The sequence below is a fragment of the Afifella aestuarii genome, assembly GCF_004023665.1.
Classification (GTDB): domain Bacteria; phylum Pseudomonadota; class Alphaproteobacteria; order Rhizobiales; family Afifellaceae; genus Afifella; species Afifella aestuarii.
Genome location: NZ_SAUF01000002.1, coordinates 762272 through 781498 on the forward strand (window position 1 = coordinate 762272; position 19227 = coordinate 781498).

Annotated in this window: 16 protein-coding genes; 7 read left to right on the forward strand and 9 right to left on the reverse strand. The window is 63.5% G+C overall.

Going from position 1 to position 19227, the window contains the following annotated elements:
• Nucleotides 1-18: 18 nt before the first annotated feature.
• The 6 genes from scpA to EO094_RS11965 all read right to left on the reverse strand — a co-directional run bounded on the left by scpA (nt 19) and on the right by EO094_RS11965 (nt 6648).
• Entirely contained in the window at nt 19-2184 is a 2166-nt protein-coding gene (scpA, locus tag EO094_RS11940; protein WP_128292507.1) for a methylmalonyl-CoA mutase, read from the reverse strand.
• A complete protein-coding gene (locus EO094_RS11945) occupies nt 2181-3671 on the reverse strand; it encodes a methylmalonyl-CoA mutase family protein (protein WP_164879646.1) in 1491 nt (496 codons plus the stop codon). Before EO094_RS11945 ends, scpA begins: the two co-directional genes overlap by 4 nt.
• Nucleotides 3672-3938: 267 nt before the next feature.
• Nucleotides 3939-4349 (reverse strand): DUF4332 domain-containing protein, encoded by a 411-nt coding sequence (locus tag EO094_RS11950; RefSeq protein WP_425455876.1) that lies wholly within the window; start codon nt 4347-4349, stop codon nt 3939-3941.
• Between the two features lie 151 nt (nt 4350-4500).
• Nucleotides 4501-4974, reverse strand: coding sequence for a DUF2267 domain-containing protein (locus EO094_RS11955; protein ID WP_128292509.1), 474 nt, complete (start codon nt 4972-4974; stop codon nt 4501-4503).
• A gap of 73 nt (nt 4975-5047) precedes the next feature.
• Entirely contained in the window at nt 5048-5614 is a 567-nt protein-coding gene (locus tag EO094_RS11960) for a hypothetical protein (RefSeq protein ID WP_128292510.1), read from the reverse strand.
• Complete coding sequence (locus EO094_RS11965; RefSeq protein WP_128292511.1) at nt 5614-6648, reverse strand: hypothetical protein; 1035 nt, start codon at nt 6646-6648, stop codon at nt 5614-5616. The genes EO094_RS11960 and EO094_RS11965 overlap by 1 nt, the downstream gene beginning before the upstream one ends.
• Before the next feature lie 658 nt (nt 6649-7306).
• Here EO094_RS11965 and EO094_RS11970 point away from each other — a divergent pair.
• The 7 genes from EO094_RS11970 to EO094_RS12000 all read left to right on the forward strand — a co-directional run bounded on the left by EO094_RS11970 (nt 7307) and on the right by EO094_RS12000 (nt 15153).
• A complete protein-coding gene (locus EO094_RS11970) occupies nt 7307-8029 on the forward strand; it encodes a MauE/DoxX family redox-associated membrane protein (protein WP_128293334.1) in 723 nt (240 codons plus the stop codon).
• 157 nt (nt 8030-8186) lie between these two features.
• The gene (locus EO094_RS11975) at nt 8187-9581 is read left to right on the forward strand and encodes a dipeptidase (protein ID WP_205649896.1); all 1395 of its coding nucleotides are present in this window, start codon (nt 8187-8189) and stop codon (nt 9579-9581) included.
• 12 nt (nt 9582-9593) lie between these two features.
• Nucleotides 9594-10175: an LOG family protein gene (locus EO094_RS11980; RefSeq protein WP_092809322.1), complete on the forward strand. Its 582-nt coding sequence runs from the start codon at nt 9594-9596 to the stop codon at nt 10173-10175.
• A 7-nt stretch (nt 10176-10182) separates the two neighbouring features.
• Nucleotides 10183-10428, forward strand: coding sequence for a DUF1413 domain-containing protein (locus tag EO094_RS11985; RefSeq protein ID WP_205649897.1), 246 nt, complete (start codon nt 10183-10185; stop codon nt 10426-10428).
• Nucleotides 10425-10985, forward strand: a complete 561-nt coding sequence (locus tag EO094_RS11990) for a DUF1284 domain-containing protein (protein ID WP_128292513.1) — start codon at nt 10425-10427, stop codon at nt 10983-10985. The genes EO094_RS11985 and EO094_RS11990 overlap by 4 nt, the downstream gene beginning before the upstream one ends.
• Nucleotides 10986-11296: 311 nt before the next feature.
• Complete coding sequence (locus tag EO094_RS11995) at nt 11297-13291, forward strand: AAA family ATPase (protein WP_128292514.1); 1995 nt, start codon at nt 11297-11299, stop codon at nt 13289-13291.
• Nucleotides 13285-15153: a UvrD-helicase domain-containing protein gene (locus EO094_RS12000; protein WP_281275248.1), complete on the forward strand. Its 1869-nt coding sequence runs from the start codon at nt 13285-13287 to the stop codon at nt 15151-15153. The genes EO094_RS11995 and EO094_RS12000 overlap by 7 nt, the downstream gene beginning before the upstream one ends.
• A 149-nt stretch (nt 15154-15302) precedes the next feature.
• Here EO094_RS12000 and EO094_RS12005 read toward each other — a convergent pair whose 3' ends face one another.
• The 3 genes from EO094_RS12005 to EO094_RS12015 are packed head-to-tail and all read right to left on the reverse strand — an operon-like array spanning nt 15303 to nt 19124.
• Nucleotides 15303-17552 (reverse strand): xanthine dehydrogenase family protein molybdopterin-binding subunit, encoded by a 2250-nt coding sequence (locus EO094_RS12005; RefSeq protein ID WP_128292516.1) that lies wholly within the window; start codon nt 17550-17552, stop codon nt 15303-15305.
• Nucleotides 17545-18633, reverse strand: a complete 1089-nt coding sequence (locus EO094_RS12010) for an FAD binding domain-containing protein (RefSeq protein WP_128292517.1) — start codon at nt 18631-18633, stop codon at nt 17545-17547. Before EO094_RS12010 ends, EO094_RS12005 begins: the two co-directional genes overlap by 8 nt.
• Nucleotides 18630-19124: a (2Fe-2S)-binding protein gene (locus tag EO094_RS12015; RefSeq protein WP_128292518.1), complete on the reverse strand. Its 495-nt coding sequence runs from the start codon at nt 19122-19124 to the stop codon at nt 18630-18632. The genes EO094_RS12010 and EO094_RS12015 overlap by 4 nt, the downstream gene beginning before the upstream one ends.
• Between the last annotated feature and the right edge of the window lie 103 nt (nt 19125-19227).

Consider the following 19227-nt stretch of genomic DNA (forward strand, 5'->3'; position numbering starts at 1 on the left):
CTCTTCAGATCCGAGATCTTACTCGGCCGCTTCCTGACTGTGATAGCCACGCCGATGATTGAGCTCGTCCAAAAGCTTCGCCGCCGATTCCGCAATCACGGTTCCGGGAGGGAAAATCGCCGAAGCTCCGGCCTTCTTCAGCGCCTCGAAATCCTGCGGAGGGATCACGCCTCCGACGACGATCATAATGTCTTCGGCCCCCTCGCGATCAAGCGCCTGCCGCAGCGCCGGTACGAGCGAGAGATGGCCCGCAGCGAGAGACGAGACGCCGACAACATGCACATCGTTTTCGACCGCCTGGCGCGCCACTTCGTCCGGCGTGGAGAAGAGGGGCCCGACATCGACATCGAAGCCGAGATCCGCGAAGGCCGACGCGATCACCTTCTGGCCCCGGTCATGCCCGTCCTGACCCATCTTGGCGACGAGGACACGCGGCCGCCTCCCGTCGGCGCGCTCGAACTCGGCCGTCATTTTTAAGACTTTTTCGACCGCTTGATTCATTGAGCCGACCTCGCGTTTGTAGACGCCCGACAAGGTCTTTACCTCGGCCATGTGGCGGCCGAAGACCTTCTCCATGGCGTCGGAGATTTCGCCGACCGTGGCGCGTGCCCTCGCGGCCTCGATGCTAAGGGCGAGGAGATTGCCTTCGCCGCTTTCGGCCGCTTTCGTCAAATTGGCGAGGGTTTTCTGCAGTTTCGCCGGATCGCGCTCCGCCTTGAGGCGGGTGAGTTTGTCGATCTGCTCGCGCCGCACTGCCTCGATGTCGACCTTGAGGACGTCGATCTCCGGTTCTTCGTCGCTTGGGTAGAGATTGACGCCGATGACGGCCTGCTTGCCGGAATCGATGCGCGCCTGCGTTTTCGCAGCCGCTTCTTCGATGCGGAGCTTCGGCAGGCCAGCCTCAATGGCCTTGGTCATGCCGCCGCGGGCTTCGACCTCTTCGATATGGGAAAGGGCGCGCCGTGCGAGATCGTCGGTCAGTTTCTCGATCGCGAACGAGCCGCCCCACGGGTCGATCGTATCGGTGGTGCCGGATTCAAGCGCCAGGATGAGCTGCGTGTTGCGGGCGATGCGTGCGGAGAAATCCGTTGGCAGCGCAAGGGCTTCGTCGAGTGAATTCGTATGAAGACTTTGCGTGCCGCCTTGCGTTGCCGCCATTGCCTCGATCGCCGTGCGCGCGACATTGTTGAAGACGTCCTGCGCGGTCAGCGACCAGCCGGAGGTCTGGCAGTGGGTGCGCAGCGACAGCGAGCGCGCATCGGAGGGAGAAAAATTCTCCTTGATCAGCTTTGCCCAGAGGAGGCGGGCGGCCCTAAGCTTCGCCACCTCCATGTAAAAATTCATCCCGATGCCGAAGAAGAAGGAGAGCCGCGGTGCGAATTTGTCGACGTCGAGCCCGGCTTTGACGCCGGCGCGCACATACTCGATGCCATCGGCGAGCGTGTAGGCGAGCTCAAGATCCGCCGTCGCCCCGGCTTCCTGGATATGGTATCCGGAAATCGAAATGGAGTTGAATCGCGGCATATTCTCCGCAGTATAGGAGAATATATCAGAAATAATGCGCAGAGACGGGGTCGGCGGATAAATATAGGTGTTGCGGACCATGAACTCTTTCAGAATGTCATTCTGGATGGTTCCTGAAAGATCCTTCTGCGCAACGCCCTGTTCTTCTGCCGCAACGATGTATAATGCCATCACCGGCAGGACAGCGCCGTTCATCGTCATCGACACGCTCATCTTGTCGAGCGGGATGCCGTCGAAGAGTTCCTGCATGTCGAGAATGGAATCGATGGCCACGCCCGCCATGCCGACATCGCCGGAAACGCGTGGATGATCAGAGTCATAGCCGCGATGGGTGGCGAGGTCGAAGGCGACCGAAAGGCCCTTCTGACCGGCGGCGAGATTGCGGCGGTAGAAGGCGTTCGATTCCTTCGCCGTGGAGAAGCCGGCATATTGACGGATGGTCCACGGTTTCTGCACGTACATGGTGGGGTAGGGGCCGCGGAGATAGGGCGCGATACCCGGATAAGTCTCTAGAAAATCGACATTTTCGACGTCACTCGCGCCGGGCCGCGAGAAAAGCGTGATCTCTTCCGGCGCGGTCCAGGAGCCCTGTTCGTGAGTTTTCGGCGCGGTTTCGGGCTTTTGCCAGGCGATCTGGCGAAAATCGGGAAGCGGGCTCATGCCGACACCTTTTCGTTGGCCGTCAGGGCCGTGATTTCGGCCGCCGAAAGCGGCGTGAGAAGACCGGATTGTTGTGGAATTTGAGAGGCTTCCACGGCAATCTCCGGCTCCTTCGGATTGGGGTAGAGCGTCGCCCCGACAAAGGGCGAGGCGCCGTCCGCGATCTTTTCAAGCAGCGCCTTGCGCGCCTCCGCGATGCGCCCGGTAAAAGCCTGATCGATAAGGCTTTTCAGAATTCCGCCCTCGGCTTCGATCGCCTGAAATTCTGGCCAGCTTTTCTCACAAAGGGCGTCCGTGAGGGCTTCGACGGCGCCGGAGCCGGCGGCGGGATCATCAAGATGATGTATGCCGGATTCCGCCATCAACAAATGCTGGATGTTGCGGGCATAACGGCGCGCGGCGCGGTCGGGCAGCCCGTGGGCGGAAGAAAACCCAAGCACGCCAAGGGTTTGCGCCCCGCCGGCGGCCGCCGAAAAGGCCGCGATCGTGGTGCGGATGAGGTTGTTGTGGGCGTCCGCCGCCATCATCATGCGGGCCGCCGTCTCGCCGTGAAGGCGCGGGGAAAAGTCCGACACACCGCAGACTTCGCCGAGCCGGCGGGTGAGAAGCGACACAGCGCGGAATTTGCCGATGGTGGCGAACTGGTCGTGCCCGGCCGCGAGCGTGACGCCGATTTTCGGCAGGACTTCGCCGGGCGAAAGCCCTTCGGCCGCAAGACCGCGAACAAGGCCCGCGATCGTCGCCACGACGGCGGCAAGCTCCTGCGCCTCGCTCGCGCCGGCGGAATGATAGATGCGTCCGTCGGCCTCAAAGACCGGACCGGCAAAGCCGGCTGTCTCGAGTTCTCTCAAAAGAACAGCGAGAGCGGAAAAATCGACCGACGAGATATCCCCGCCGAAACGGGCGATGCGGCCGATCGGATCGATGCCGAAGGCGATGGAGCAATCGGCCGGGGAGAGATTTTTCTTGGCCACGAGCGCGGCGACGCGGCGCGCGGTTTGAACCGCGTCCGCCCCCGGCTCGAGACGAAGATGAATGGCCGGGAGCTCGACGCCCTCGAGCGCGGTGGCGATCGCCTCCTCGCTCTCCGGCAGACCGAAGCCGGCGGCGGACGGCGCACCCGTGAAGATGAGTGCGAGCCCATCGGCGCCGCCCGACAGATCGGCAAGCGCCTGGCGCGAGGCGGCGGCCGGTTCGGGATGGTCGATGCGCTGCACGATCCGCCACGGGCCGCTGCGTGCGGCGATCGGCGCGGCATCGGCGGCGCGGGGATAAAGCGGCTCGATCGCGATGCCGTCGCGCGTCTCTGAGCGCAGCGAGGCAAACTCCGCGCCCTTCAGCGCCTTCTCGGCGAGTGTGCGCCAGTCTTCGGCGGCGGGCTGCGGAAAGATGTTGAGCGGCGGGCGCTGCTGCCCGGTTCCTGATGCCCCGGTTCCTAGCGAAGAAGGACCGGGCGAAGAGGCCTCAGATGATTGGCTCGATGACATGACAAATCCTCCCGGCCTTTTTGGTTCGGCCGTTTTACTCTTGGGCGAAGCGAGGGGGCAAGACAGGCGGGGATTTCGCCCGCACATCGACGCCGCTTTCGCCACACCGCTTTTGGCTGGCGTCTTACCGGCTCGAAGGCCTGGCGCCCATTCGCCAATAGTCGTTGCCGCTCAAGCGCCTCGGCGGTGAGGGGTGAGGGAAGGGCGCAGATGGCGCGGAGATGTGCCGGAGTGTGTGCGTGCCGGGCGCGAGAGCCCGGTAAACCCTCAATAGGTCATCATCACGGGAAGGCTTTTGGCTTCCTCGACCCAGCCGGCGACGCGCTTTTCGCTCGGCAGAAGCTGCACCATCGGCCGCGCCGCGTTCGCCTCCTGCATGCGCCTGACGAGATTGGCGACGTTGCGCCGCTTCAATTCTTTGACGGTGTCGACGCCCGCGGCTTCGAGAAGCTCCGAATATTCCTCCGCCACGCCGCGAATGCGCATGAGATCGGCCATATTGGCGAGGCGCAGGATGAATTTTTCCGAGATACCGGTTTCCTGGGCGAGCATCCGCCGCCCCTTCGGCGTCGACGCGCGCTCCAGGAGTTTTGCGGTCGTGCGAACGCGCGCGCGCTTCAACGCGGCGCATTCCTCAGGCGACAGGCATTCCATGGCCGAGATGGAATAGGACGGCACGCTTGTCCTCCAGCAGCCCCCCTCCGCCATCATTTAGCCGCATCTTCACCCGCAACGCCAGCGCCGAGATCACGTGGGTGTGAGTGGCGACCGGTCGCGCCCCGGATGACGCGGGCCAGACGGCTACGATGCGGGCTTTTGCGGATCGGTTTTAGAGAAACTGCGAAAGCCCCGGCGTGCCGCGCACCAGTTTGTCGGTCGTTTCCGTGCCGACCTTTTCGCGGGCAAAGCCGAAGATTTCCTCGCCGAGCGTCTGGATCTGGCCGATGTCGAGGCCGAGCCCCTGCAGGGCGCCCAGAATTTCCATGATGCCGCCGCCCATCAGCCCGCCGAGACCGCCGAGCGTCACCGCATCCTGATCGGGCGTCGGCCCGACATAGTCTTCCGCCCCGTCGATCGCCGCGACGAGTTTCGCCATCTCCGCCTCGGGGCCCTCCCGGTTGAGGAAGGAGAACACGGCGCGGATGGCAGATTGCGCCGTCTCCGCGTCGACACCAAGGGCGCGCCTGACGCGCTGAACGAGCTCTTCCATGAGGGTTTTCCCGGGACGTTTCGGCGAGGGGTTATGGCCGCGGGGAGGAGGGGAGGCAAGGGGGAGGCGAATTTCCCTAGTCGAGCATAGCATTAATCACGAACTACGATCGATGCGCTTCGCTCTCGGGTGGTCGATGGAGTTCAATTGTACTAGGTGCAGAACACTAACCCCAGGCTTTTGGCGGCTTAATTTCCACGGGTCGGATGTTTGAGGAGCGAATGTTGGCTAATCTCTCTGCAGCGAGGGTACGCTCTCGCTCTTCTGATTCATGAGAGGCAGCTTCGTCGACAAGCCGCTTCTGCAATCGGACAATGTCTATATCTCGCCACACGACGTATGCCATGCGTGCGGCGGAAAGGGCGACGAGTCCGCCCGCCGCGCCGGCGACTCCGCGGCGGATCCCCTCAGGCCAAGTAGCTGCATCACTCGTGCCGATCACCGAAAGCGAGACCAGCCCCGCCAACGCAACTGCGTTAATCCCAATGATCCAACCGTACTCGGTCGTCACGCTGACGATGGCGGCAGTGAGGTCCTTCCGCCTGTCCGGGTTGAGGCTCTTCCACTCTAGCGTCGGCATTCCGCGATTGAGCCTGACGAACACGGCTGCGATCATTATGGACAGCGCGACAATGAGTGGCTGGAAGGCGTCGAAGAGGCGCGCAAGCGGGACCGCCCAAGCGAACATCGCGGCGGCTAGGAGGGTAACAGCAATGGTCAGCACCCGGACCATCAGGCCTTAATTTTCCCGTCCTTCACGAAGCGAGCATATACTTCTTGGAGCTGATCTGCGACGTTGTCGAACTCCAACAGATTGCTCCCATCAAAAGGTAGATGGAACGGCATTCGGGTTCGCAGGATGGCGTCACCATCTACGATCCGACCGTCCTTGCCCTCAATTTGGACCTTGGCGTCCGACTCGTCTGCAAGGTCGTTCGCGATGGCTTGGAATTTTTTGCGTGATTCTTCAGTCCGACGTCCCCGGACCTTCACTGACGCCTCGACCGCTAGATACTCCTCGGGGCCGAGACTTTCAACGAGCGAGTTGGCCCGTTTCTTCCCGAAGATGGCTTCCACGAGGGGAACCGCCTGCTGCATCTGAGCGAACTTGTCTGCGATTCGGCGGGAGGTCTTGACCTCCTTCGTTTCTGCCTCCTCGGGAATTGAAATGGCTTGCGGGGCCGACTTGCCCGAGACTCGCAGGTTTCGTATCTCGCCGATATCGCCTGCCGTTGCGGTCTTGTCGAACTCGGCATTCAGCTCAAAGACCAGGGACGGGTCTATGACTGCGCCTCGGCTTTTCAACAGCCAGTCGAGGTAGCGGCGGAGCAGCTCGGGCGTCATGGAATGTGTCTTCACGAACAAGACATGATTGCCGATCGCAAGCCAGTAGGCCAAGCCGCGAATAAACTCCGAACCTCTCGGCGCCTCACTCTCTTCAAGGTCGTAGACGGTAGCTGTGGTCAGGTTGGACAGTTCTACTTCCGTGGGCTCCATTTTCAGGAGAGCCTGCAAATCTTTTGCCTGAGCTAGGCAGAGTTCTCCAAACACAGCTTCAGACAGATCCGCGACCTTGTTCAAAAATATCCGCCGACCATCGCCATCTTTCACATCGAATACACGATCTTCGGGGCGAGCCCACAGTTTTGAGGTGCCGTTCTCGGTGTTCAGTGCGTCACGGCATAGGGCCTCAAGCGTCTTCCCTTTAAGCACCGTCTCGTCAAAATCGAAACGACGGTAATGCACCATGTGATAAGTTGTACTCATCCTTTCTCCTCCACTCTCCGGCGATCCTATATGCTTTATTACCGTCAAGAGCAGGACACCAAGTAATAGAAGTCGTGTCTGGCTGCGACTCCGGTACGCATCAACAGATGCGTGGATGTTGATGGAGGGGCGGCTAACCGCTCGCCAAGGGCGAAGCTGCAGCGTCTCCTCTCCCGCCCATAGTTCTCGGGGCGAGGGTAGGCCGTGCAGTTGGCTGACGGCGTGCTCGACACTCGGCGCCACCCCTCACCCGCCGCTTCGCGACGACCTCTCCCCACGGGGGAGAGGAACAGGCCGTGCCGCGGGATGGGCCGTGCCGTGAGTGCGGCGCCGTGGAGCGACGCGCTTTCTCTTTTGCGCTTCTCCTTGCGTGTCGGCTTAGGCCGTCCCGCCTTATCCCCTCTTTCTCCCCCCGCGCGTGAACCTCAATGCGCTCAGGGCGTTGGCCTCTCACGAGTGGACCAAAAACGTGGGAAACGGCATGTCGGAGACAGCGGAAAGAGTGGCCCCGGAGAGAGGGGCGCAGGGCCGGGCGCCTGAGAGCGGGGTGCCGGAGGGCTCCGCCGGGAATGGAGACGCGACGGGGCGCGCGAACGGGCCGGCGAACCCATCCGGGCAGGCGAGTGCGAGCGGGGCGAAGGAGGCTGCCGTCTATCGTATGGTGATGGAGGAGCATGTCTGCCCCTATGGCATCAAGGCGAAGGCTCTTTTGGAGCGCGAGGGGTTTGAGGTCGAGGATCACTGGCTGACAACCCGCGCGGAGACCGACGCCTTTCAGCGCGAGCATGATGTTGAGACGACGCCGCAGGTCTTCATCGCGGGCCGCCGCATCGGCGGCTATGACGAATTGCGCGAGCATTTCGGCCAGCATGTGACGAAGGAAGGCGAGACGAGCTACCGCCCGGTGATCGCCATCTTTTCCGTCGCCTTTTTGATGGCGCTCGCCGTCAGCTTTGCCGCCTTCGGCACGATTTTCACGGTGCGCGCGCTCGAATGGTTCATCGCCATTTCGATGTGCCTGTTGGCGGTGCAGAAGCTGCAGGACGTAGAGAGTTTTTCCACCATGTTCCTGAACTACGACCTGCTCGCGCCGAAATATGTGCGCTACGCCTACTTTTACCCCTTCGGCGAGGCGGCGGCCGGGATCTTGATGGTCGCCGGGGCGCTCACCTTCATTTCCGCGCCGATCGCGCTCTTCATCGGCGGGGTGGGGGCGGCCTCCGTCTTCAAGGCCGTCTATATCGACAAGCGGGAATTGAAATGCGCCTGCGTGGGCGGCGGCAGCAATGTGCCGCTCGGCTTCGTGTCGTTGACCGAAAACCTGATGATGATCGCGATGGGGATCTGGATGCCCTACCGGATGCTGGTTCTGGGCTGGTGATCGGCGCACGGCTTTTCTGCGGGTCCGCCATGCGGCTGTGATTTGCCGAGCGGGGGCGCGATCGGCTAGGGACGGGGGAACCCTGGCGCGCCCGGGCGGGAGAGGCATCGTTCGTGCGATGCCGCGATCGCAACGCCCGCCCGGCCGGCGCGAAAACATGAAGGCTCACATGCTTCAAAACACCCTTGCCCGCATCGATTCCGCCGTTTCCGGCGAGGCGCTTGAGCGGCTCTTTCAACTGATCCGCATCCCGTCGATTTCCGCCGATCCGGCCTATGCCGCCGCCTGCCGCAACGCCGCTTCCTGGTGCGCGACGCAGCTGAACGAGATCGGCTTTGAGGCGTCGGTACGCGACACGATCGGCCATCCGATGGTGGTCGGCCATTACAAGGGCGCGGGCGCGGACAAGCCGCATATCCTCTTCTACGGCCATTACGACGTGCAGCCGGCGGACCCGCTGGAATTGTGGGAGACGCCGCCGTTCGAGCCGCAGGTGGCGGGCGAGGGCGATGAGGCGAAAATTCTCGGCCGCGGCTCCTCCGACGACAAGGGCCAGTTCATGACCTTCATCGAGGCGGCGCGGGCCTTGATGGCGGAAGAGGGCCGGCTGCCGGTCAATGTGACGGTGCTTCTGGAGGGCGAGGAGGAATCGGCGAGCCCGTCGCTGCTGCCGTTCCTCAAAGAGAATGTCGAGGAGCTCAAAGCCGACGTCGCCTTCGTCTGCGACACCTCGCAATGGGACGCCGATACGCCGGCGATCGCGACGCGCCTGCGCGGGCTTCTCTATGAGGAGGTGTTCATCGAGGGGCCGTCCTATGACCTCCATTCCGGGCATTACGGCTCGGCGGCCAGGAACCCGATCCATGTCCTGACGAAGGTGCTCGCGGATCTCCGCGACGACGAGGGGCGCATCCAGATCCCGGGCTTTTACGATGGCGTCGCCGAGCTGACGGCGGAGGAAAAGGCCCAATGGGAGAGCCTCGGCTTCGACCCGCAGGCGTTTCTCGCCGAGATCGGGCTCAAAGAGCCGGGGGGCGAGAAGGCCTATTCGGTTCTGGAACAGATCTGGGCGCGGCCGACGGCGGAGGTGAACGGCATCATCGGCGGCTATACCGGCGACGGCAGCAAGACGGTGATCCCGGCGAAAGCCTCGGCGAAAGTCTCCTTCCGGCTCGTCGGCGAGCAGGAGCCGGACAAGATCCGCGAGGCGTTCCGCGCCTTCGTGGCGGCGCGCGTGCCGGGCGATTGCAAGGTGACGTTCAAGAGCCATGGCGGCGAGGGCGCGATCACCCAGCCATCCGACAGCGAATGGGTGTCGCGGTCGCTGACGGCGCTCACCGAGGAATGGGGCACGGAGGCGAAGCTCATCGGCATGGGCGGCTCGATCCCGATCGTGGCGCAGTTCAAGCGCGTGCTCGGCATGGACACGGTGCTCGTCGGCTTCGCGCTCGACGACGACCGCATCCACTCGCCGAACGAGAAATACAATCTGAAGAGTTTTCGCCACGGCATCCGCTCCTGGGCGCGGATTCTTTCCGCGCTCGGGGCGTAAGCGGGGCATATTATGCAGGCGATCTGCGTCTTCTGCGGCTCCAATGCCGGAGCGCGCGCCGATTATGCGCGCGTGGCCTGCGGTCTCGGTGCGGCGATTGCCGAGGCGGGGCTGCGCCTCGTCTATGGCGGCGCGCGCGTCGGGCTGATGGGGGCCGTCGCCAACGCCGCGCTGACGGCGGGCGGCGAGGTGATCGGCGTCATCCCGCATGCGCTCGTGCAAAAGGAGGTGGCGCATAAGGGGCTCACAAAACTCCACGAAGTCGGCTCCATGCATGAGCGCAAAGCGCTGATGGGCGACCTCTCCGACGGCTTCGTGGCGCTGCCGGGCGGGGCGGGCACGCTCGAAGAGCTCTTCGAAGTGTGGACCTGGGGCCAGCTCGGCTATCATAAAAAGCCGGTCGGGCTGTTGAACGTGGCGGGGTTTTACGACGGGCTCGCCGCCTTCCTCGACCACCAGGCGGCGGAGCATTTCATGCGCCCCGAACACCGGGCGATGCTGATGGTGGAGGCGGACCCCGGCACGCTTCTCCACCGCTTCAAGACCTATGAGCCGCCGCAGGTGGAGAAATGGATCGCCGGCCGCGAGAGGTGAGCGTGGCATGAGGGAGATGCGCTTCGACGACGAGGAACGCGCACGCCTTGAACGGACGCTCAACGCCCGCGCGCCCGGCGCATTTCACTTCCCCGAGATCTATGGGGACGCCTGGGACGGGCTTTATATCGGCGACCGGGTGAAGCTCGGCCGCACGTTCTTGAACGCCGTGCGCGCCGGCGACTTTCCGGGCGTCGAAGATACGGGCCGCAAGAAGGACGGCGGCCGGGTCTATCGCTGGACCGGGCGATGACCCCGCCCGTGGGCAGGGAAAACCGCGCCAAAGAGACCGCTGAGGGCGAAGGCCCGGAGAGGGAGGGTGCGGGCGCCCGCGCGGGGGGCGGCGATGCGGGCGCCGGCGATGCGGGCGCCGGCGATGCGGGGGTGGTGGAGCTGCGCGCCCACCATCTCCTGTGCATGCTGACCTTTGCGGGCAAAGGCTATTCGCCGGGCTTCGTCGCCCGCTTCGAGGAGGTGGCGGCGGCGATCAATGCGGGGGCTGCCGTCAAGATCGTCGACGGCCCCGACCCGCTCTGCGCCTGCGTGATCGCGGCGGAAAAAGAGCCGCATTGCTTCAAGGCGTCCGTCACCGAGCGCGACCGCAAGGCCGCCCGCGATGTCGGCGAGAAACTCGGGCTCACGATTGAAGTGGGCACGGTGATCCCGCTCTCCCGCACGCGGGTCGACGAGATGCGCACCTGGTTCCACCAAGGCACCACCCGCCCCGCCTGCACGGGCTGCGAATGGGACACGCTCTGCACGCGGCTGGCGGATGGGGGATTTGAGGGGTGCCTGGTGAGGGGTGTGTAGGGGTCTTGCTTTTACTTGTCGACGGGCGGCCGGAAGGGGCAGGCAGCTAACGAACCTGCGCCGGGAATAGGTGCAATTTGCTCAAGGGAGGGATCACCTGCCCGGGCACACGACTTGTCGGAAATGCTATTAACCGTTCGTGGACGGCGCCTATACGCTCAAGCCTCCTTTGGGCGATCGTATACTGCAAAGAGACGGTGACGCGCAGAATGTCGCGCTGACCCGCGCAGGGCTCCAGGATAGAACTCTATATTTGTCCTTCTAGGATTCTTAGAGAAGTGTGGAAAGGTCGTCTGTAGAGGGGCAATTTCATGAAGATAGAGACTATCTCGGTACGAAATTTTCGTTGCTTTGGTCCCGATTGGACGGAAGTGAATCTGCAAGGTCAGGTAACAGCGTTCGTTGGGGGGAACGGTTCAGGCAAAACGGCTCTTTTCCTGGCGCTCTCTCGTCTATTTGGCGTGACGAGGACGGACAGGACTGTTACCAAGAAAGACTTTCATATCGCCCATGACGAAGAGGAGCTGCCAGACGGGCGGACTCTGGAGATTGAGTGTCTGCTCGGCTTCCCGGAGCTGGACGAAGAAGAGGACGAAGATGCCCCGGCCGTCCCCGACTTTTTTAATCACATGGCTGCCTCGGCTCCCGATGAACCGCTAAAGACGCGGATCCGGCTTGTCGCCAGATGGATCGAAGACGGCACGCCGGACGGTACCGTCGAAGAAGACATCAGATGGATCACGACGCTTGGAGACGAATTCGACTGGGAGACCCTTCCGAAAGTCTCCGCTGTGGATCGCGCGAGTATTCAGGTCGTTTACGTTCCCGCCCTTCGCAACGCCGCCGACCGTGTCACCGAGCTTCTGAAAGGACGTCTGTGGCGAGCGGCGCTATGGTCTGCTGATCTTGGCGCTCGTGCTACGGAGGGGGCCGACCTTATCCAGAACCAATTCGATCAGGAAGCCCCGTCCAACTTCATCATTGAGCGTCTGACGCACAGATGGCAGCAGGTCTATGAAGGTGACACAGACACGACCCCCAGTCTTCGGCTGATCGAGAGCAGGATCGAAGAGCTTGTGCGGCGCGCGGAGTTCGTTTTCCATCCTGACGAGGCCGGCCGAAATCGAGTCCTTGCCGATCTCAGCGATGGCCAGCGCTCACTTTTCCATATCGCTCTGACGGCTGCGACGCTCGAAACCGAACAGGCGGCTCTTGCGCTCGCTGCGGAAGAAAGCCCGTTCGATCAGGAAAAGCTCCGGCGCACGCATCTGACCATTCTCGCGATTGAGGAGCCTGAGAACAGCCTTTCCCCGTTCTTCCTGTCTCGGATCGTGACGCAGGCGCGGGAGATAGGCGAAATGAGCACCGCGCAGGCGCTCATTTCAAGCCATAGCGCGAGCATCCTCTCCCGCATCGAGGCGGACGAAGTTCGCTATTTCCGGCTCGATCGGCAGATGCGCCGCGCCTGCGTTAAACTGCTGACTTTGCCTGAAGACGATGCCGAAGCCAGCACCTACGTGCGCCTCGCAGTCCGCTCTTACCCCGAACTATATTTTGCGCGGTTCGTGATCTTGGCGGAGGGCGACTCGGAGCGGATCGTTTTGCCGCGGATTGCCGAAGCAAGAGGCGTGCTCCTTGACCCGTCATTTGTACCAGTCGTCCCATTGGGCGGACGATATGTCTCACACTTCTGGAGGCTGCTTACCGATCTCGGTATACCCTATGCCACGCTGCTGGATTTTGATCTTGGCCGTACCCATGGCGGAGCCAACATGATCCGAACGGCGATCGCGGCACTGAACGACGTAGGCTGCGACTTGACCGAAAATCCCCTCGTCGTTGACGGCACGATCAATCTCGACGATCTAGAAGATCTAGCCCATAAAGATGTTCTGGCCGACTGGAAAGATAATGACTGGCTTCAGGCGCTCAAGCATGAAGCTGTCTTCTTCTCCGACCCCATCGATTTGGATTTCGCGATGTTGGAGGCGTTTCCAGAGGCGTATCAGCATCCAAATCCAGGAGGGCGAGGTCCTAGGACGACGGCGGCGGCGATAGCGGAGAAAAAGACTGTTGTCCTCAAGAAAAATGGGGATAACAGCATCTACGAAGACGCCTGCTGGAACAATAGCTTCGCCTGGTATCCATATCTTTTTCTCAGCCGCAGCAAACCGGAGACTCATCTCGCCGCGCTGAGCAGGATCACACGTCGAAACCTCGCCCGCAGAGCCCCCCCGGAACTGCGCGCCCTAATCGATCATGTGAGAGACGTTCTGTTTCCCGACCCGGATGAAGACTGGTGCTAGTCGCGCCGCAAGATTGGCGACCGCAAGGCGTCGATGACCTTGAACCGCGAGCCTGGGACGCTCTGCGAGAGACCGCACAGAGCGTATGCGTGACTGCTGGCGCTGGCGCGGGCAAGACGGAATTTCTTGCGCAGAAGGCCGCCTATCTGCTGCAGACGGGTATTTGTCCCGAACCAAAGCGCATCCTGGCGATCAGTTTCAAGCGCGATGCAGCTCAAAACCTTGCCGCGCGGGTTCGCCAGCGCTGCCCTGCGGACCAGGCCCGCAGATTTCACTCGATGACGTTCGATGCATTCACGAAGCGAATGCTGGATCATTTCCGCCGTGCGATCCCTGATTCCTACCGACCGCCTGCCGACTACAGCATCGCTTCTCCCTCAAGGCAGGACATAGAGCTCTTCCTGCGAAGACACGGCCGCCCGGATGTCAGTGCGGACCGGTTTGAGCGAGCGGTCGCCCGCACGCCGCTGCCGATTGAAGAAACCGTCGAAAATCCACGCGTGCGCGATCTGCTTCGGACATACTGGGATGACCAGTACGCCATGCCGGGCGGGGCACTGGTTTCTTTTGCGATGATCAACCGCTTAGTTGAGTACATGGTTCACACGAATCCGAGGATCAAGCGCGCTTTGCGTCTGACCTACCCTTTTGTTTTTCTGGACGAGTTCCAGGATACGACCTATGCGCAATATAATCTCGTCAATGCTGTTTTTACAGGCAGCGAGTCTGTGTTTACCGCAGTCGGCGACGACAAGCAGAAGATTATGGGTTGGGCGGGCGCAATGGATAACGCGTTCGACGAATTCACTGTCGACTTCAATGCCGTTCGCCATGCGCTGCTCAGGAACTGGAGATCACACAAGGCGCTTGTTGCCGTCCAGCATGTCATCGCACAGCGGATCGATCCCGAGGTCGAGGAGGTTGAGGCGCGCGGCGAGCTGGCGGTTGAGGGGGATACAGCGGCCATTTGGCGGTTCGACAGCCGCAAACAGGAAGCCAAACAGATAGCGCGATGGATCAGGAGCGAAGTCGATCATGGCCGCATCGCCCCACACGATGTTGCGATCCTCGTGCGCATGCGGGCAAACGACGTTGAGGACGAGCTTGCGCCTGTTCTCCGCGCCCACGGCCTGACGCTGCGAAATCTTGCCAGAAACGTGGGCGAAATAGCCATCCAGGATTTGTTAGCCGAGCCTCTGTCCGAAGTTCTCCTTCCGCTCTTTCGGCTGGGGGCACGTGGGCGCGACCCCGATGCCTGGAACGCGACGCAGGAACGCCTGCAGACGTTGGCGGGTACCAGTCCCGAAGATGAGGCCGGGCAGGAGCGCTTGCAGCGCGAGATCGGAGAGTTCTCCAGGAACCTTCGACAGACGATGTGTGACAAGCCGCCTGATCCAGCAGTGGCAGACCAGCTGTTCGCCCAAGTTATCGACTTCGCCAGGGTAGAGCGTCTGCGTCGGGCCTACCCCGAATATCGCCGCGACGCTGATTTTCAGCGCGTGCGCAACGGCTTTCAGGTTCTCTTGCGGGAATGCGTCGAGAATGCTGCGGACTGGAGCGGCGTCTTTGATCGCTTCGAAGGCAAGGGTCAGGTCCCGCTCATGACAATCCACAAGAGCAAGGGCCTCGAATTTCACACTATGATCTTTTTTGGCCTCGATGCCCATACATGGTGGAGCCTGTCGCCAAATCGCGGCGAAGAGCTTAATTCATTTTTTGTTGCCTTTACCCGAGCGGTGCAGCGGGCGTTTTTCGCTTACTGCTCCGAACGGGGCAATGCCATAGACTGGCTGGAGCAGCTTCTGCTGCCAGCAGGCGTGGAGCAGATCCACGGGGCTGATATCGTTGCTCCCGACGCGTAAGCGCTTCAGGCTCCGGGATCAATCACCAGATTTGCAACCGCCATGGGCACACAACAGGCGGTTCATGGCGACCTTTCCGCCCAATGCCTTGAAAGCAAGGGGAGTGAGCGGTCAGTCCATCTCCCGCGGGTCTCCCACCCCCCATGCCCCTACACCACCTCCGCCAATCCAATCGGAAAACTCCGCACACGTTTTCCCGTGGCGTGGAAGATGGCGTTGGCGAGGGCGGCGCCGGTGCCGGTGATGCCGATTTCGCCGACGCCTTTGATGCCGAGCGGGTTCACATGTGGGTCTTCTTCCGGCACCAGGATCGCTTCGAGCCCCTGAATGTCGGCATTCACGGGCACGCGGTATTCGGCGAAATTGGCGTTGACGATGCGGCCGCTGCGGCGGTCGTGGACGGCTTTTTCGTGGAGCGCGAAGGAGAGGCCCCAGATCATGCCGCCCAGATACTGGCTTTCCACCATGCGCGGATTGATGACGCGCCCGGCGGCGAAGGCGCCGACGAGGCGGTTGACGCGGATCTGGCCGAGCTCCGGATCGACGGCGACTTCGGCGAAGACGGCGCCATGGGCGTGCATGGCATAGGCCTCCTGGGCGGCCGCATCGCTTGCCGCCTGGCCTTCGGCCGCGATCTCGTCGAGGCCTGCGCGCGTTAAAATGTCGGCAAAGCTCTCGGTCGCCGTCTCGTCGTCGCGGCGGGTGAGGCGGCCGCCCTGCGCGACGACCCCGACATTTCCGGCGCCGAAGAGGGGCGAGCGCTCGTCGGCAACCGCGAGGGAGGCGAGCTTGTCGATGACGGCCGCACCGGCGCGGTGGATGGCGTTGCCGGCGGTGGCCGTGTGGCTCGAGCCGCCGGCGAGGCCGGCATCGGGGAGGTCCGACGTGCCGGAGCGGAAATCGACCGCCTCGACCGGCAGGCCGAGAGAATCGGCGGCGATCTGGGCAAAGGCCGTCCAGGCGCCCTGGCCCATATCGTGGGCGCCCGCCTCCATCACGCCGGTGCCGTCGCGGCGGAGAACGGCGCGGGCATTGCCCTGAAACATGAGGGCGGGAAAAATCGCCGTCGCCATGCCCCAGCCGAGAAGGCGGCCCGCAGGATCGCGCATCTGGCGCGGCTGGAGCGGGCGGCCCGCCCAGCCGAAGCGCTCGGCCCCTTCGCGGTAGCATTCCTTGAGCGCCTTGGAGGAGAAGGGTTTTCCGGAGATCGGCTCGACCTCGGCATAGTTTTTGAGGCGGAAGGCGAGCGGGTCCATGCCGGCCGCGAAGGCCGCCTCGTCGATGGCGCTTTCAAGGGCGATCGAGCCCGAGGCCTCGCCCGGCGCGCGCATGAAGGAGGGCGTGCCGATATCGATGCGCACGCCTTCATGCGCGGTGTGGAGCGCCGGCACGTTGTAGAGCGACTGGCCGACGCCGGAGGAGGGCTCCAGAAACTCGTCGAAGCGGCTGGTGGCGGCGCGGGTGAGGTGATCGAGCGCGGTGAGGGCGCCCTCTGCATCGATGCCGAGACGGACCGTCTGGCGCGTCTGGCCGCGATGGCCGACGGGGCCGAACATCTCTTCGCGGGCGAGGACGAGCTTCACCGGGCGCCCGGTGAGTTGGGCCGCGAGAATGCCGAGCGCTTCCGGGCTCGAGACGGAGCCTTTCGAGCCGAAGCCGCCGCCCAAGAACGGGCTGCGGATATGGATGTTCTCAGGGTTCAGGCCAAAAAGGCCGGCGATGCGCATCCGCGACATGGCAAGGCCCTGGGTGGGCATGTCGAGGAAGAGGCTGTCGCCGTCGAAGCGGGCGACGACCGCATGCGGCTCCATGGCGTTGTGGTATTGCGGCGGCGTCTCGTAGACCGCCTCGATCACTTGCGCGGCCGCGGCAAAACCCGCATCGACATCGCCCTTCGTGGCCTCCGCCGGCTGGCCCGGACCGACGGCCTCGGGCGTGTAAGGCTCGGCATCGAGGGTGACTTCCGGGGTGTCCGCCTCGTAGCGCGGGGCGAGGAGGGCCGCACCTTCTTTCGCCGCTTCCAGCGTCTCGGCGATGATGACGGCGATCGGCTCGCCCGCATAGCGCACCGTCGCATCCGACAGGAGATGCATGCGGAACATGAGCGGGTTGGACTTTTCGTACGGGTCCATCGCAAGCGGCGGGCGGTTCTCCGGCGTCATCACCTCGACGACGCCCTGATGCGCCCTGGCGGCGGCGACATCGAGGGAGGTGACGCGGCCGCGGGCGATTTTCGCCGGCACGATGACGGCGTGGAGGAGGCCGTCCGGATGGTTGTCGGCGGCATAGATGGCGGCGCCGGTGACTTTGAGGCGGCCATCGGCGCGGGTGAGCGGCTGGCCGATATTGGAGCCGTGGCGCTGGCGCGGGCCGGGCGTGAGCTGTGCGATCTCAGACATGGGGGGCACCTTCTGGCTGGGCATCTTGCGGGATGACGCCGTCGGGGAGGGCGGCGAAGGGCGAGGCGGGGAGCGCCGGCATCACCTCCGGCGTGCCGGCGGCGGCCATCGCCAGCGCCCGCACGACGAGGCGGCGGCCGAGCGCGATCTTGTAGGAATTGTCGCCGGAGGGTTTTGCGGCCGCGAAGGCGAGGTCGGCGGCCTCTTCGAAGGCGGCGCGATTGGCGGGGCGGCCGGCAAGGCGCGCTTCGGCCTCTTCCGCGCGCCAGGGTTTGGCCGCGACACCGCCCAGCGCAAGGCGGGCCTCGGTGATCGTGCCATCCGCGAGTGTGAGCGCGGCCGCGGCGGAGACGACGGCGAACGCATAGGACGTGCGCTCGCGGACTTTCAGATAGCGCTGGTTGGCGGCGAAGGCGGCGGCTTCGGCCGGAAGGCGCAGGGCGACGACCATCTCGCCCGGGGAGAGCAGGTTTTCCCGCTCGGGCGTGTCGCCGGGTAGGCGATAAAAGTCCGTGATCGGCACCTCGCGGCGGCCACCCTGTCCCTCGATCTCGACGATGGCGCCGAGCGCCGTCAGTGCGACGCAGAAATCGGAGGGATGGGTGGCGATGCAATGCTCGCTGAAGCCCAGAACCGCGTGGCCCTCATTGGCGCCGCCGAGGGCGTCGCAGCCGGAGCCCGGCGCGCGTTTGTTGCAGGCGCTGGCGGTGTCATAAAAGTAGGGGCAGCGGGTGCGCTGCAGGAGATTGCCGCCGACGGTCGCGGCGTTTCGGAGCTGCGCCGAGGCCCCGGAGAGAAGCGCTTCGGCGACGGCCGGAAAGCGCGCGGAAAACGCCGCGTCATAGGCGAGTGTGGAATTCTTGACGAGCGCGCCGATGCGCATGGCGCCGTCGGAGAGCGTTTCGATGGCGCCGAGACCCGGCAGATGCGTGACGTCGACGAGGCGGTCGGGGCGCGCGACGCCGCCCTTCATCAGGTCGAGAAGATTGGTGCCGGCAGCGAGATAGGCCGAACCCGGTTCGGACGCGGCGGCGACGGCCTCGGCGATGGAGGCGGGACGAATATAATCGAAGCGGTTCATGCGGCGTCCCTTTCGCGGCTTGCGAGCTTCGCTTCGGCCTCGAGCACGGCCTCGGTGATGCCGCGATAGGCGCCGCAGCGGCAGAGATTGCCGCTCATCAATTCGCGCACGCGTTCCGCATCGCCGTTCGCATGGCCTTCGGCGATGAGGCCGACGGCGCTCATGATCTGGCCGGGGGTGCAATAGCCGCATTGAAAGCCGTCATGGGCGATGAAGGCTTCCTGCACGGGATGCAGGCGGTCCCCTTCGGCGAGGCCTTCGATGGTGGTGATGTCGGCACCGTCATGGCTGATGGCGAGCGCGAGGCACGAATTCACCCGCGCGCCATCGACGAGAATGGTGCAGGCGCCGCACTGGCCGCGGTCGCAGCCCTTCTTGGTGCCGGTGAGGTGCAGGCGCTCGCGCAGAAGATCGAGGAGCGTGACGCGCGGATCGTCGATTGCGACGGATCGTGGCTCGCCATTGATGGTGAGGCTGATAGAGAGGGTCATGCGGCCACCTTTGGACAAGAGGTCGGGCCGGAAACGCCGCCGTGGCGATGACGCATTCGGCGGTTTTCCGTCGCGCAGGCCGGAAGGCGCACTGCGCACTGCC

Excerpts from the sequence above, each read along its gene's own strand:
- EO094_RS12015 (WP_128292518.1), bottom strand. The coding sequence starts at position 19,124 with ATGACCCTCTCTATCAGCCTCACCATCAATGGCGAGCCACGATCCGTC.
- EO094_RS11970 (WP_128293334.1), top strand. The coding sequence starts at position 7,307 with ATGGTGATGGAGGAGCATGTCTGCCCCTATGGCATCAAGGCGAAGGCT.
- EO094_RS11955 (WP_128292509.1), bottom strand. The coding sequence starts at position 4,974 with ATGCTATGCTCGACTAGGGAAATTCGCCTCCCCCTTGCCTCCCCTCCT.
- EO094_RS12010 (WP_128292517.1), bottom strand. The coding sequence starts at position 18,633 with ATGAACCGCTTCGATTATATTCGTCCCGCCTCCATCGCCGAGGCCGTC.
- EO094_RS11990 (WP_128292513.1), top strand. The coding sequence starts at position 10,425 with ATGACCCCGCCCGTGGGCAGGGAAAACCGCGCCAAAGAGACCGCTGAG.
- EO094_RS11945 (WP_164879646.1), bottom strand. The coding sequence starts at position 3,671 with ATGTCATCGAGCCAATCATCTGAGGCCTCTTCGCCCGGTCCTTCTTCG.
- EO094_RS11975 (WP_205649896.1), top strand. The coding sequence starts at position 8,187 with ATGAAGGCTCACATGCTTCAAAACACCCTTGCCCGCATCGATTCCGCC.
- EO094_RS11985 (WP_205649897.1), top strand. The coding sequence starts at position 10,183 with ATGAGGGAGATGCGCTTCGACGACGAGGAACGCGCACGCCTTGAACGG.
- EO094_RS12005 (WP_128292516.1), bottom strand. The coding sequence starts at position 17,552 with ATGTCTGAGATCGCACAGCTCACGCCCGGCCCGCGCCAGCGCCACGGC.
- EO094_RS11995 (WP_128292514.1), top strand. The coding sequence starts at position 11,297 with ATGAAGATAGAGACTATCTCGGTACGAAATTTTCGTTGCTTTGGTCCC.
- EO094_RS11960 (WP_128292510.1), bottom strand. The coding sequence starts at position 5,614 with ATGGTCCGGGTGCTGACCATTGCTGTTACCCTCCTAGCCGCCGCGATG.
- EO094_RS11980 (WP_092809322.1), top strand. The coding sequence starts at position 9,594 with ATGCAGGCGATCTGCGTCTTCTGCGGCTCCAATGCCGGAGCGCGCGCC.
- scpA (WP_128292507.1), bottom strand. The coding sequence starts at position 2,184 with ATGAGCCCGCTTCCCGATTTTCGCCAGATCGCCTGGCAAAAGCCCGAA.
- EO094_RS11965 (WP_128292511.1), bottom strand. The coding sequence starts at position 6,648 with ATGAGTACAACTTATCACATGGTGCATTACCGTCGTTTCGATTTTGAC.